Source organism: Candidatus Sulfuricurvum sp. RIFRC-1, from assembly GCF_000310245.1.
In the GTDB taxonomy this organism is placed as follows: Bacteria; Campylobacterota; Campylobacteria; order Campylobacterales; family Sulfurimonadaceae; genus Sulfuricurvum.
This window is the reverse complement of record NC_020505.1, coordinates 1,600,051-1,613,683: the sequence shown is the minus strand read 5'-3', so window position 1 is coordinate 1,613,683 and position 13,633 is coordinate 1,600,051. Positions and strand designations below refer to the sequence as shown.

The 13,633-nt window shown below is 42.2% G+C and carries 14 protein-coding genes; 9 read left to right on the top strand and 5 right to left on the bottom strand.

What is annotated here, in order from left to right; translation table 11 throughout:
• The first annotated feature begins 13 nt into the window (after positions 1 to 13).
• The 6 genes from gatB to B649_RS08040 are packed head-to-tail and all read left to right on the top strand — an operon-like array spanning position 14 to position 5,963.
• Entirely contained in the window at positions 14 to 1,444 is a 1,431-nt protein-coding gene (gene gatB / locus B649_RS08065) for an Asp-tRNA(Asn)/Glu-tRNA(Gln) amidotransferase subunit GatB (protein ID WP_015654031.1), read from the top strand.
• Positions 1,445 to 1,453: 9 nt separating this feature from the next.
• Positions 1,454 to 3,010, top strand: a complete 1,557-nt coding sequence (locus tag B649_RS08060) for an ion transporter (RefSeq protein ID WP_015654030.1) — start codon at positions 1,454 to 1,456, stop codon at positions 3,008 to 3,010.
• Entirely contained in the window at positions 3,010 to 3,705 is a 696-nt protein-coding gene (locus tag B649_RS08055; protein WP_015654029.1) for an NAD-binding protein, read from the top strand. The genes B649_RS08060 and B649_RS08055 overlap by 1 nt, the downstream gene beginning before the upstream one ends.
• A gap of 5 nt (positions 3,706 to 3,710) precedes the next feature.
• Positions 3,711 to 4,598 carry an NAD(P)H-dependent glycerol-3-phosphate dehydrogenase gene (locus B649_RS08050; protein WP_015654028.1) on the top strand — a complete coding sequence of 296 codons (888 nt, stop codon included), beginning with the start codon at positions 3,711 to 3,713 and terminating at the stop codon, positions 4,596 to 4,598.
• Between the two features lie 7 nt (positions 4,599 to 4,605).
• On the top strand, positions 4,606 to 4,896 hold the full coding sequence (locus tag B649_RS08045) for a Dabb family protein (protein WP_015654027.1): 291 nt from the start codon (positions 4,606 to 4,608) through the stop codon (positions 4,894 to 4,896).
• 8 nt (positions 4,897 to 4,904) lie between these two features.
• On the top strand, positions 4,905 to 5,963 hold the full coding sequence (locus tag B649_RS08040) for a hypothetical protein (protein WP_015654026.1): 1,059 nt from the start codon (positions 4,905 to 4,907) through the stop codon (positions 5,961 to 5,963).
• 19 nt (positions 5,964 to 5,982) lie between these two features.
• Here B649_RS08040 and B649_RS08035 read toward each other — a convergent pair whose 3' ends face one another.
• The gene (locus B649_RS08035) at positions 5,983 to 7,410 is read right to left on the bottom strand and encodes a methyl-accepting chemotaxis protein (RefSeq protein ID WP_015654025.1); all 1,428 of its coding nucleotides are present in this window, start codon (positions 7,408 to 7,410) and stop codon (positions 5,983 to 5,985) included.
• Positions 7,385 to 7,867: a PAS domain-containing protein gene (locus tag B649_RS08030; protein ID WP_015654024.1), complete on the bottom strand. Its 483-nt coding sequence runs from the start codon at positions 7,865 to 7,867 to the stop codon at positions 7,385 to 7,387. The genes B649_RS08035 and B649_RS08030 overlap by 26 nt, the downstream gene beginning before the upstream one ends.
• Before the next feature lie 112 nt (positions 7,868 to 7,979).
• Between B649_RS08030 and B649_RS08025 the strand changes: the two genes are divergently transcribed.
• From B649_RS08025 to B649_RS08015, 3 genes are all read left to right on the top strand, one after another.
• Positions 7,980 to 8,654: a response regulator transcription factor gene (locus tag B649_RS08025; RefSeq protein WP_015654023.1), complete on the top strand. Its 675-nt coding sequence runs from the start codon at positions 7,980 to 7,982 to the stop codon at positions 8,652 to 8,654.
• Positions 8,651 to 9,751: an ATP-binding protein gene (locus B649_RS08020; protein ID WP_015654022.1), complete on the top strand. Its 1,101-nt coding sequence runs from the start codon at positions 8,651 to 8,653 to the stop codon at positions 9,749 to 9,751. The genes B649_RS08025 and B649_RS08020 overlap by 4 nt, the downstream gene beginning before the upstream one ends.
• A 91-nt stretch (positions 9,752 to 9,842) precedes the next feature.
• A complete protein-coding gene (locus tag B649_RS08015) occupies positions 9,843 to 10,280 on the top strand; it encodes a hypothetical protein (RefSeq protein ID WP_015654021.1) in 438 nt (145 codons plus the stop codon).
• A gap of 31 nt (positions 10,281 to 10,311) precedes the next feature.
• Here B649_RS08015 and abc-f read toward each other — a convergent pair whose 3' ends face one another.
• From abc-f to B649_RS08000, 3 genes are read right to left on the bottom strand one after another with little or no spacing between them, the layout of a single operon-like run.
• Entirely contained in the window at positions 10,312 to 12,270 is a 1,959-nt protein-coding gene (abc-f, locus tag B649_RS08010) for a ribosomal protection-like ABC-F family protein (protein ID WP_015654020.1), read from the bottom strand.
• 6 nt (positions 12,271 to 12,276) lie between these two features.
• Positions 12,277 to 12,594, bottom strand: coding sequence for a hypothetical protein (locus B649_RS08005; protein ID WP_041192427.1), 318 nt, complete (start codon positions 12,592 to 12,594; stop codon positions 12,277 to 12,279).
• A 26-nt stretch (positions 12,595 to 12,620) separates the two neighbouring features.
• Positions 12,621 to 13,451: a serine hydrolase gene (locus tag B649_RS08000; RefSeq protein WP_015654018.1), complete on the bottom strand. Its 831-nt coding sequence runs from the start codon at positions 13,449 to 13,451 to the stop codon at positions 12,621 to 12,623.
• Between the last annotated feature and the right edge of the window lie 182 nt (positions 13,452 to 13,633).

The window sequence follows — 13,633 nt, the reverse complement described above, 5'->3', positions numbered from 1 at the left end:
AGGAATTTTTCGTATGTTTGAAACCATTATCGGTTTGGAAGTTCACGTCCAGCTTAATACCCAGTCCAAACTTTTTTGCTCATGCCCTACCAGCTTTAATCACACCCAAAATACCAACACGTGTCCGACCTGTTTAGCTCTTCCGGGTGCATTGCCGGTACTCAACAAAGAAGCAGTTCGTAAAGCGGGGATGTTTGGAACGGCAGTCGGTGCGACGATCAACCGTACGTCGTTCTTTGACCGTAAAAGCTATTTTTATCCCGACAGTCCAAGTGCGTACCAAATTACACAGCTTTATACTCCGATTGTCGAACACGGAACATTGGTGATCGATTTTGAAGACGGGAGTCACAAAACGATCCGTATCAACCGTGCCCATATCGAAGCGGATGCAGGGAAAAATATCCATGATGGCGCTATTTCAAAAGTGGATCTAAACCGTGCGGGAACACCGTTACTCGAAATCGTCTCTGAACCCGATATGCGTTCGGCGGAAGATGCGATTTTGTATCTCAAAAAGCTCCACTCAATCGTCCGTTATATCGATATCTCGGATGCGAACATGCAAGAGGGATCATTTCGTGTTGACGTCAACGTCTCTATCCGTCCCAAGGGTGATGAGAAGCTTTATACCCGCGTCGAGATCAAAAACATCAACAGTTTCCGCTTTATTCAACGGGCAATCGAACTCGAAGTAGCCCGTCAGAAAGAGGCGTGGGAAGACGGTATCTATGAGAGCGAGATCGTTCAAGAGACACGATTGTTTGACCAAGTAAAACAAGAGACCCGCTCAATGCGCGGTAAAGAAGAAGCGGCCGATTATCGCTATTTCCCTGAACCGGATTTGCTCAAAGTGATCGTGGACGATGCGATGTATGCCGATGTCTGCAATATTCCAGAACTTCCCGATGCGAAAAAAGAGCGTTTTGTGAATGCGTTTGGTCTTCGTGAGTACGATGCGGCAGTTATTACGGCGGAACTCGAAAATGCCCATTATTTCGAATCGATGTTAGAGTGCGGTATTAGTGCTAAAAATGCTGTTACGTGGCTCACAGTAGAGCTACAAGGACGTCTAAAAGGGGGGATGGGTGCATTTGAATCTCCAATAAGTGCTGTAATGCTCGGAACCCTCGTAAAGCGGATCGAAGAGTCTGTTATCAGCGGTAAAGCAGCCAAAGAGGTTCTCGACTATCTTTTAGAAAACAATGGCGGCGATATCGATGAAGCGATTGAAAAACTGGGGCTTAAGCAAGTGAGTGACACGGGTGCCCTCGAAGCGCTTATCGATGAGATTCTAGCCGCAAACGGCGATAAAGTAGCCGAATATAAATCGGGTAAAGATAAACTGTTCGGTTTCTTCGTCGGTCAAGCGATGAAAGCCTCTAAAGGTTCAGCAAATCCGAATACGCTGAACGAAATCCTCCAAGCTAAACTTTCTCAGTAAAGGGAACGGATGTTGGGAAAATGGGTCGTCGATGCAGCTTATTTTCTCCAAACTTGCCATCCCTATCGTAAAGTAAAAAACAACGTTTATAATCTTTTAGAAAACCATCAGTATCACTACAAAAAAATCTTTGATCTTTTCATGATCGCACTTATTTTTATAAGTGTTTATATCCTGATACGTCAGGTTAAAAATGAGCTCTCTTCCGGATGGCTTTTCTTTAATAACTATATTATTTCGGTTATCTTTTTATTGGAATATCTCTTACGATTGTGGGTTTATAGTGACTCCTCTAAATCGATTATCGAGCAATACGAACAAGATCTTTTTCTCCATCGACAGTTTTCTTTGAGAAAAGCGATTGGACTGGCGATGTCGCGTAAATTCGAGTTTATCCGATCTCCTTCGGCGATTATCGATTTATTGGCCGTTATGCCATTTTTCCATGAATTGCGAATGTTGCGGGTGTTTATTTTGTTCCGTGTTCTCAAACTTTTCCGTTACGCGAAGAGTCTCCGTCGGCTTCTCTCAATTCTCTCCTCGAAAAAGTTTGAATTTTTTACCTTGATTATTTTTACGATGATCGTTACGATGATCGCATCGGTACTTATTTATGTTATGGAAGCGAACAATCCCGAGTCACCGGTTAATACCCTTTTTGATGCGGTCTATTGGGCAGTGGTAACGATTTTTACCGTTGGATACGGAGATATTATTCCGGTAACCTCAGAAGGCCGTGTCGTTGCAATGGTGGTCATTGTACTGGGGATTGCGGTTATCTCTTTTGCCACTTCAATCGTTGTTTCGGCTTTTACTGAAAAACTCGATGAGATCAAAGAGGAAAAATTGATCGATGATGTGAATCGATTAAAGCGGTTCTATCTGATTTGCGGTTTTTCGATGCTGAGTTTTGAAGTGATTAAAAAACTCCATAAGCGTCAAATTCCTATCGTAATCCTCGAAAAAGATCCGCTTCTTTTGGCGCAGGCCCGATCACACGGCTTTTTAGCGCTACAGTATGATTCTGCATCGATGGAGACCTACAGTCATCTTAAAATCAATTTTGCCCATCAAATCGAAGCGATTCTTTTACTCCATGAGAGTGATGTTGCCAATATTTTTACGGCATTGACGATTCGTGAAATGACAAAACATGTCCCTTTGTATTCGATATTACACCATTTAGAACATCGTCGAAAACTTCAGATGGCGGGAATTGACGTAATTATCAATCCACAAGAACTGATCGGTTTGATGGGAAAAATTCTTTCAGTTCAACCGGTAGCATTTGAAGCGATACATGCGCTTCGTTCGGAGCATACTTCGACGGTTATCGATGAAGTCGTAGTTCAAGAAGGGATGGAAAAAGTCTTTTTTACGTTGCTTGAAGAGCCGTTGTTTGTACGTCGTCTGAGTGTTTTGGGAATTTTTCATAAAGAGGATAAGGCATTTTGTTTTAACCCCGATGCATCGGAATGTTTCAAAGAAGGGGATGTCGCTATCTTATTGGCCAATCCTGTTTTGTTGAACGAATTTAAAACCAAACTACATCGTAGGAGCGTATGATGCAACGAACCTATGCTGCAATTTTCGGATACAACGAATACTCAAAACAGATTCTCAAACAAATTCAGAGTATTTACCGCGAAATCACTCTGTTCGTCTCAACGACTGCTGAAATGAATGCGGCACACAATGATGGGTTAGATGCTGAGCTTTTTGATTTAGGCGATGAATGGAATGTGATTGAAAAACGATTCGATGTTCGGCGATTGAGCGTTTTTTGTGCGTTAAATAATGACGCAGAGAATGTTTTTTTAACGATCTCGCTTCGTGCTTCATTTGAATCGATTTTTATCATTGCATTGGCCCAAAACAATGAGAGTATGCTCAAGATGAAAAGCGCCGGAGCGGACAAAGTGATGCCGGTATTACAGATCGCGGCGAATGTCATTGGAGATATCATCTCTAAACCAAACGTTACTCAGGTCTTGCATGAGATATTGTACGAAGATGATGGAATGGGCGTACTGGAAGTAAAGATAGCAAAAATGTCACCTTTGGTTGGTACGTATCTGTTTGATACCGATTTTAGAGGAGACTTTGATCTGATTTTACTGGCGATGGTGGATCATGAGAGAGAAAACAGCTTTAGCTTCGCGGTGGAAGGACACAATCATCATATTGATGCAGGAGATGTTTTAGTATTGCTCGGAGATAAAAAAAAGCTTGCCATATTTCAGCAGTGGGCGAGAGGATAAAGGGTATGAAAGTAGGGGTAATCGGTGCGGGAAAATGGGGCGAAGCGCTCGCGTTTGCCATGGGTGAAAAAAATGAGGTTATCATTACGTCACGTACTCCGCGTGATTGGGATAATTTTAAATCGCTTGAAGAGGTACTGGGGTGTGAGTATCTGATTATCACGGTACCGGCACAGCAAATCGGGAAATGGCTGGAAGAGAATTTTATTTTTAAAGGGCAAAAGGTTCTCGTTGCGGCGAAAGGGATTGAAGCCTCCAGCGGGAAATTTTTAAATGAAATCTATGCTCAGTATGTTCCCGAAGAGAATCTCTGTTTTTTATCCGGTCCATCGTTTGCTGCGGAGGTGATTCAATCGCTTCCAACCGCGCTCGTTATTAACTCAAGCTCAGAATCTACCGCAAAAGAGTTTGCCGCTCTTTTTCCTAGCTTTATCCGTACCTATGTGAGCAGTGACGTCATTGGAGCGGAGATTACAGGGGCTTATAAGAATGTTATTGCGATTGCCGCAGGGATATGTGAGGGATTGGGCCTTGGGCACAATGCCGCAGCGAGTTTGATTTCACGCGGCTTAGTGGAGATGGAGCGTTTCGGACGCTCTTATGGCGCAACGCAGGAGAGCTTTTTAGGTCTTAGCGGTGCAGGGGATTTGTTTTTGACTGCGAGTTCCTCTATGTCACGCAATTATCGGGTAGGGCTTGGGTTGTCTCAGGGTAAAACCAAAGAAGTGGTATGCCAAGAGATCGGTGAAGTGAGCGAAGGGATCGGGACGGCATACGCGCTTCATGAGATAGCCATTGCACGCGGAATCTATCTTCCCATCGCAGCGGAAGTGTATGCGATTTTAGAGGGGAAATCCCCGAGGCAGAGTTTAAAAGATTTGATAGAGAGGTAGAAAAAAAATGCTAGTGCACATTGTGATGTTTCAATTTAGTGATGAAAATAAAGAGGCCAATTTGGAACGGGTTAAAGAGATGTTAGAATCTTTACCGTCGAAAATCGATACCTTGCGTTCTATGGAAGTTGGGATAGATATCAGCCGAAGCGAGCGTTCATTTGACTTGGTACTTACGTCGACGTTTGATGATCAAGAGGGACTCAACGTGTACGTTCCACATCCGGCACACCAAGAAGTTGTCAGTGTTATCAAAGAGGTTACAACCCTCTCAAAAGTTGTCGATTATATACAATAAGGAAATTTGTGAACGAAGAATTAAGTGTAGAGAATAGTAACGAACCATTTTATAAAAAATATAAAATCCATCTCTCGGTCGCTGCGGCGATAGTCGTTGTTGGTGTAAGTGCATTGAGTCATTATAAAAATGAGAAGGTCAAAGAAGAACTGGCCAAATCACTGAGCGAATATCAAAATACCCTTGTTTTGATGGGTGGAGAGATGAAATACGATGGTATCGATTGCAGCGGGATTATTACAACGGATTGTGAAATCGAAGCCCTTAAGTTCTCTATGTTGGGACAAGAACAGCTCTCCATCGGATCACTTCGTTTAGGTGATGTGGAATCATTATCGGAGTTTAAAGCATTTTCAAAAGGGGAGAGTGTGAAAGCTTCAATCGATATCGAAGCCGATAAAGTGGCACTTCCCAAACCGATTATCGCACAAATGATTGCTCAAAATGTGAGTGATGCATTTCAGCAAAATACCCTCAGCAAACTCAGTTCGATCAATCTTGCATTCAAAGGGGAAGTTGAGGGGACACAGATGCATTTAAAGCATCTCGAAATCGAACAGTTCCGTATTGATAATGCCATTATGCCGTTAGAATTTTCGATGAGTGCACGGGAAATTTCGAGCAGTGCACCTGATTCTATGATCTTGGACGAGTTTTCTCTCAGTATCGAAAATCGCGCTATTGCGGATGTCACATATGAATCGGTTAAAAGTTTTATTGATACCTTGAAAGAGGAAGAAAAAGGGATTTTTCTCAAAGAGTTTGCTCTCTCTTCGCACGATATAAATGACCGTAAAAAAGCGTCAATTGCTATCAATAATGCTATTGCAAAACGCTTTGAAGCCGATTTGCCGATGACTCCAGGAGTTGTTGAGAAAGAGCTTATTCGAGCAATGGTTAAAATGCTCAAAGGTGAGACCGATACGATTGTACTCGAAGGCAAAAATAAAAACGATTTAACGATGGTTCGAATCCAAAATGCATTGCAGCAATCCTCGACAATGAGTGAACAAGAAGCTGAAAAATATATGGCGGATAAATTTAAGATTACGGTAGAGGCGGATTAAACCTCCTCCACTGGAGGTTTCATCGGTGATTTTCTTCAATCATTGCTTCAGCAAGGCCGAAAAGCTCGCTGCTCGCTATTTCCATCGCTTTAAAGTCGTTTAAGATAAGATCGCGGTTTACGACACAGGTATCTTCCCCTTCAAGACATTTCATAGATTCCATCACATTATCATGCACTATTGCGTGCGGTTTGTCCATTTTTGCATAACTAGGAGTATTACCAAAGCGTTTTTTACCTTCGTCCACATACCATTTGCCCAATCGGCAGTGGGTATGTGTTCCGAATTCAGAAACTTTTTTTCCTAAATTGATCGATGTATAGGCATTGGTTTTGAAGACGATATGATCGATCATTATGAGGTTGATGAAAATACGGTCTTGAATACCGGAGAGTTCATTATCGATCACTTCAGTACTATGGCGTAAATGATTCATACTATCTTGGAACGTACGCATAAGGGCTGTAAAATCACCGACTACATGACGCATTTCGACGGAGTTAGCGGTATTTTCTATACTTTCTTGTTGAAGAACTTGTACAGTAGCGCGGATCTCACCTGTTGCTTTTTGGGTACTTTCCGCAAGTTTACGTACTTCATCGGCAACTACAGCGAAACCGCGTCCGTGTTCTCCGGCACGTGCTGCTTCGATTGCGGCATTAAGGGCTAAGAGATTAGTTTGGTCGGATATATCGCTGATCAGGTTAATAATCGCGGTGATCTCTTTGGAACGGTCTTCAAGCAGGGCAGTAGAGGTGGCATTTTGATCAATGAGAATATTCAACCCTTCGAGTTTGTTTCCGACTTTTTCAGCATCGTCGGCGCGTTCTATCGACATAGATGCTGCTTCTTTAACATTGGTTGATATTATTTCGAGTTTCGATGTATTGTTCATAAAACTTTTTTGGAGACCGATCAATTGTTCGTTATTTTTGTTGATGGTTGCCAAGTCCGCATTGAGCTCGGTGCGTAGTTGATGATGGAAATTTTCCTGCATGGACATGATACTGGCATTTATTTTATCGCCGGCATACGCTAAAATGGGATTGATCCCTTGTGTATTAAATTTTCTGAAATACTCGTTATTGGATGCGTAATCGACTGAGGCCCGCATCTCCCTCATAAAGGTTTCCATCTGATCGATTAAGTTATTGACACCGTGACAGATTCTTCCTGCCTCTCCGTGATCGACGATATTGGTGGCCCGCGCTTCAAAATTTCCTTCTACCGCATCTTCTAAAACATTAAGAGATTTTCGCAGATGAACTCTTAGTCCTTTGAGTTGAGCGTTGAACAGAAATGCAATAGTGATATAGACAATAAGTAAGATTGTATCAACCAAGCTGAATCCGTCAACAAAAAATTTAATGCCGTATCCGAATGCGAATAACCCTAAAAATAGAGATGCGATAAGTTGCAGTTTAGAGAGATAGGATGAATTTGTCATAGCGGCCTCCGAAATTTTTTAGTAACTCATCCAGTATCTTTTGTGATTGTGTGACTCCGCCTGAGCGTTCGGCATTTATGAGTCGCTGATAGAGCGGTTTGACGTGTGCGAGTGCTTTTTGGGAAGGTTTTCGGCGGACGGAATAATATCCCGCTACTCTGCCAGTTTTGTCCAAGGAAGGGGTAATGTTTGCATACACCCAATAGAAGTCACCGTTTTTGGCTTGGTTAATAACGTAGGCATTAACTTCACGACCCGATCTGATCGTATCCCATAAATGTTTAAAGATTAGTTTCGGCATATCCGGATGACGGACAATGTTATGTGGTGCACCGATGATCTCATGTTCTTCGTAACCGGCAAGGCGTAAAAAAAGTTCGTTACCGTAGATTATTTTTCCATGGGTATCGGTTTTAGAGACAATAATCTCATGTTCACCAAAAGTAAGTTCTTGCATTCAACTCCTTCATTTCCAATTTGTAACTTATAATAATATTTTTAGGTTTGCAAAAGGTTTCGTTAAACTTATTTTGGGTTAAAATAAGGAAAATTAATTCATAAAGAGAATCATGTATATTAGAAATAGTGATAAAAAAATCTTGGTTGTTGAAGACGATATAGAAAGCAATGACAATATATCATATTTATTAGAATCTAAATTTCGTGAAGTGATTAGTGCGTATGATGGAGTGGAAGGGTGGAAAAAGTATCAGGAAAAAACTCCGGATATTATTTTAACTGATATCGAAATGCCAAAAATGGATGGACTGGAGTTCATCCGCCGTATTCGTGCCGATAACTCGGAAATACCTATTGTTGTATTAAGCTCTTATTCCCATCAACACTATCTTCTTGGTGCTATTCCTTTGAAGCTTGAAGACTATTTACTTAAGCCTATTACATTGAAGAAATTGGATCAATTGCTCCAAATATTGGAACGTCACAAGAAAGATAAAATTTTAAAAAATATTGATATTAGTGAAAATATACATTATGACTTTCAAAGCAAAGCCATTTTCCAAAATGGAAAAATGTTACGATTGTCTCATTTGGAGATTTCATTAATGGAGCTTTTACTCAAACATCGAGGAAAGATTGTCAGTTATGAAGAGATAGAGTATACACTCTATGGTTCGCAGGAGATAAGTCGTAATGCCCTTAAAATTGTTGTGAGTAATCTGCGTAAAAAAGTTGTCGGTCTCAATATCCAATCAACACCGAAATTAGGATACCGTCTTTCATGAACCAATTTACCGAATATACCTCTAAAACGCATCTGTTTAATCTCGTCGATCAAACGGACAACAGGCTTTCCTTTGTGGATATACATTATATTTATCGTGCTGTCAATAAAATATATGTGAAAGCCCTTAACCGCGCTTATTGCGAGATTGTAGGGCACCATGTAGAAGAAGTATTGGGAAAAGAGGTCTTTTATAATGTAATCAAGCCCTATCTGGATCGAGCATTAGCGGGAGAAGAAGTCAGTTACGAATCATGGTTTACTTTTGCTCATGCAAAGAGAGTTTATTTACTGGTGCGCTATCATCCGGTTTATGATGAGGATAACATTATCGGTGTCGTTGTTACCGGTACCGATATTACGGAACGTAAAAAGCTTGAAGACGAAAAAGCTTTACAAGATAAATTGTTTTTGCAACAAGCACGTATGGCACAAATCGGAGAGATGGTCGCTTTTGTCGCCCATCAGTGGCGCCGTCCTTTACATACTCTCTCCACTTATTTGCTTCGAATGCGTCGCAGATTGGTAGAACAATCGTGCGAATGCATTGATGATGAATTGGGGCGGAGTGAAGAAATTTTGGAGCATCTTTCCCACAGTTTAGAGAGTTTGTATCACTTTCACAGTGATAAAGCCGGAGTTGTAAATGTGAAAATCTCTGTTGAAGAGGTAAAACGTCTTTTGGAACCTCATTTAAATACTGCCAATATCACGCTTGAGATTGATCTTTCCGGAGAGATGACAATCGATACCAAAGTACCCAGTAGTCGGTTGCTTCACCTTTATTCGGTATTTATAGAAAATGCGATTGAAGCTCTTGAAAAATCAGATCGGATCGACAAGAAAATCACGCTAAGCGGATGGGAAGACGGGGAGGTTGTGAGTGTTGATATCCACGACAACGGTGATGGGATGACACATGAACAGGCAAGGATGATTTTTGAAGCAGGTATAAGTACAAAGAGAAATGACGGTCATGGATATGGGCTTTATTTTGCCCGTAAAATCCTGAGTGAACAGTTTGGCGGATCGGTTAAGCTGATTCAAAACGAAGCGGGGGCATGTTTTCGGCTAAATTTTCCGAAGAATATCGAATAAGTGATACATATTTTTAATAGGAGTCAAACTTAATTAATACACTTTTAACAATTTTGCATTACAATAGTTGAAATTATTCAAGGAGTATCTCATGAAAGTATTACTAAGTGTGTTGTCGGCTACGGCGTTACTCTCTACTTTTGTTTTTGCAGAACCGGCAATGATGCAGAATCAAAAAGGTCAAATGAATCACGGGATGATGCATGGGAAAGAGAAGATGATGAATGCCCCTGAAAAAGTTTCACAAGAGATGGGTAAGCAAGAAAAAGGGATGGGTTACGGTCAAGGTCAAGGGATGATGCAGGGTAATGCTCCCGAAAAAGTCTCACAAGAGATGGGTAAGCAGGAAAAAGGGATGGGTTACGGTCAAGGTCAGGGGATGATGCAGGGAAAACAAAAAGGGATGGATGAAAGCGGAGGAATGATGGGTTCAGGAAAGAGCAAAGGAAAAGGTATGATGCAGGGGATGCAACAAGACCAAAATAGCACAATGGGCTCAGGCATGGGAAAAGGTAAAGGAAGGTATTAATCCTTTCCTTACATTAAAAAGAAGTACTTAACTAGCTGTTTTTGAGTGCTTCGATCTCTTCTGCTTTTTCTTCAATCGTTAAGAGTTCATCCACTTTTTCTTCATAGATCGCTTTTGTTTTTTCCAATTCTTCTGCCAAAACACTGATTCCGATTTTCTCGTATTTTTTTGGATCGGCGAGAGAGGCGTTTAGTTCATCAATCTTGGCTTCAAGCGCTTCGATCTCAAGTGGGAGTGTTGAGAGGGCACGCTGTTCGTTAAAGGTGAGTTTGAATACTTTCGGCTTTTCGCTCTGCATTACAGCTGTTGGTGTTAAAGACTTGGAAAACTCGGCCTCCATCGCATCTATTTCGTTGAGTTCTTTTTCATCTTCGAGGTATTCGCTGTAAGGCTTGTAGCTCTCTTCGATGGTTCCGTCTCCTTTGAAGATGAAGAGCTTTTTGGCGATTTTATCGACGAAATATCTATCGTGGCTGACAAGGATAACGGCTCCGGGGAAGTTTTGGAGCTTCTCTTCGAGGATATTGATAGTGGGGATATCAAGGTCGTTGGTCGGCTCATCGAGAATGAGAATGTCCACTTTTTTCGTAAACAGCAGGGCGAGGGCAACACGGTTTTTTTCTCCGCCGCTGAGAACTCCCACTTTTTTATCGAGAAACTCTCGCGGGAAGAGGAAGTTTTTTAGATAGCCGTACACATGATAATCCTGCCCCTGCGCATCGACACGATCGCCTCCATGGGGACAAAAGGTTTCGATGAGGTTGAGATTATCATCGAGCATTTCACGGTGCTGATCGAAATAACCGATCGTTAGCTCTCCTTGTTTAATAATCCCTGATGTCGGTTTTAGACGTCCTAGGAGTGCCTTGAGAAGTGTCGATTTACCACTTCCGTTAGGGCCTACGACGGCAATAACGTCTTTTTGGAGGATTCGGGTGGAGAAGTCTTTGATAAGGAGTTTATTGCCTAACGTGAGTCCGAGATGCTCGACTTCAAAGAGCATTTTTTGGCGATTGACTCCCTCTCCACGATTAAAGTGTTTCGCTTCGCGCTCCAACTCCAGTTTCATTTTTCGGATACGGCTTGGGTTATTTTTGGCATCTTCACGCAGTTGTAATACCCGCTGTTTTCGTCCTTCATTCCGTTTTAATCGTGCTTTGACCCCACGGCGAAGCCATTCGTTCTCAGATTTGAGAAGCTTGAGGAGGTTGTCGTGCTGTTGCGCCATGGTGCGCAATAACTCTTGTTTTTGCTCCAAATAGTTACTGTAGCCGCCGCTAAACTCCCTCAGGGTGCAATCTTCCACTTCGATGGTTTTCGTCGCTACCTGATCGATAAAGTAACGGTCATGCGAGATGAAAAGGAGGGTGAATTTCTCTTTGAGGATCAACTCTTCGAGAAATTCCACCATGTAGACATCGAGATGGTTGGTCGGCTCATCAAGGAGGAGAATATCGGGCTTGAGCAGTAACAATGAGGCAAGGGCAACACGGCGCTGCTCCCCTCCGCTAAGGAGTTCAACATTTTTTGTCTCATACTCTTTGAGCATAAAGTGGTGCATAATCCGCTCGATCTTATCATCGAGATTCCACGCATTGTGATGATCGAGAAAGGTGGTGAGGTGTGATTGCTCTTGAAGGAGCGTTTCATTATCGAATTCCATAGAGAGGAGGGTGGAAATCTCATCGAAACGCACCCGTGCCGCTTTGAGCTCTCCCAGCCCCGCTTCGATCGCTTCGCGGACGTTGTGGCTTGGATCAAACTTCGGCACTTGGGAGAGCATTTTGATCTCAATCCCTTGGCGGTTTATCCGCTCACCCGCATCGGTATCGAGTGATCCGTGGACGATTTTCATCAGCGTCGATTTGCCGCTTCCATTTTTTCCGACGATAACGACCCTCTCACCCTCATCGATGTGGAAGTTGATATTCTCTAAAATTTTTTGGGCTTCGTAGTGTTTGCTAACATTCAGGAGGTCGACTAATGCCATATTTATTTATTCCTTTGGAAGTGTGAAGCAGGTTATACGCGATAAATACCATGTTGCGATTGCATAGTCATTGTAAGGTGTTTCGCGTTGAGCGGGGGGAATTGAGTCATTTCGGAGTTTGGATCGGATGATCCCGAAAACAATAAACCCAAGCAATAAAGCTCCAATGGCGATAAACCAATCACTTTTCCACCATATCAGCAAAGCGATAGCGTAGTGACCGTAGCTAAGTGAGTACCCCATAACACGAGCCATAAATCGGCATTGGCGTGTCGGCAAGGTAGGGGTTGGGTCAATGTGGAAGATGGGGTGTTCGCTATTCATGTTGCGAATTATATCATGCTATCTGTCTATACCTCTTCCCAATATTCGATGACAGGTAATAAAAACACTTGTTCAAAAATCTGTTGAGCTACACTCCAGCGATTTTCTTTCGAGTTGAGCATCACGATTAGGCAGTCATTCCCCTCTTTTTTGGCACGTGCGATGAGACAAGGGCCTGCTTTAGAGGTGTAACCGGTTTTAACTCCTACCGCATATTCGTAGCGATTCAAAAGATAGTTATGGGTTTTGGCAACAAATTTACGATTCGTATTGAGTGAGTAATAAATATGTTGATTCTGTCGGGTGATATCGTTAAAAAGAGAGTTTTGAATGGCATATTCTGCAAGGTGCAGAAGGTCTATCGGGGTTGAATGGTGGTTAGCGATATCAAAGCCGCAAGGATTGGTGAAAAAAGTATTGTCCATACCGATTTGAGCAGCTTTGAGGTTCATCATCTGGACAAACGTATTTAGATCTCCCCCCACGCTGATCGCAATCGCCATTGCCGCATCGTTATCGGATTTGATCATGGCTGCTTTGATCAGATCTTCGAGACGAATAACCTCTCCCTCTTTGTAGCCCGCTTTGGTCGGTTCGACGGCTATCATCTCTGCGGTGATCGTCACCGGACGATCCAAATTCCCCTGTTCAATCGCCAGCATAGCAGTCATAATCTTGGTAAGACTGGCCGGTTTGACCTCCTTGAGGGCTTCTTTGGAATAAATCACTTCACCGGATGTGAGCTCTTTGACCAGCAGTGCTTCGACATTGAGTTTATCAAGTCCGTTTTTATCGATTTCTGCGTGTGAAGATAGGGTGAGAAGTAAACATATAAGAGTTAAATATCGATATATCATAGGCTTAGGTAACTTGTATCGGGATAGAAAATAAATTCATAATCTATCATTCCCAAAAAATGTAAACAATGGATTGATTGAGACAAACATTTGGAATTTTTTTGTTGAAGTGTAGGGAATTGGAACGTATTGATAGGTGCAAAGCACATGTTTCACAAACATTTCTATGTTAGAATCTTTCA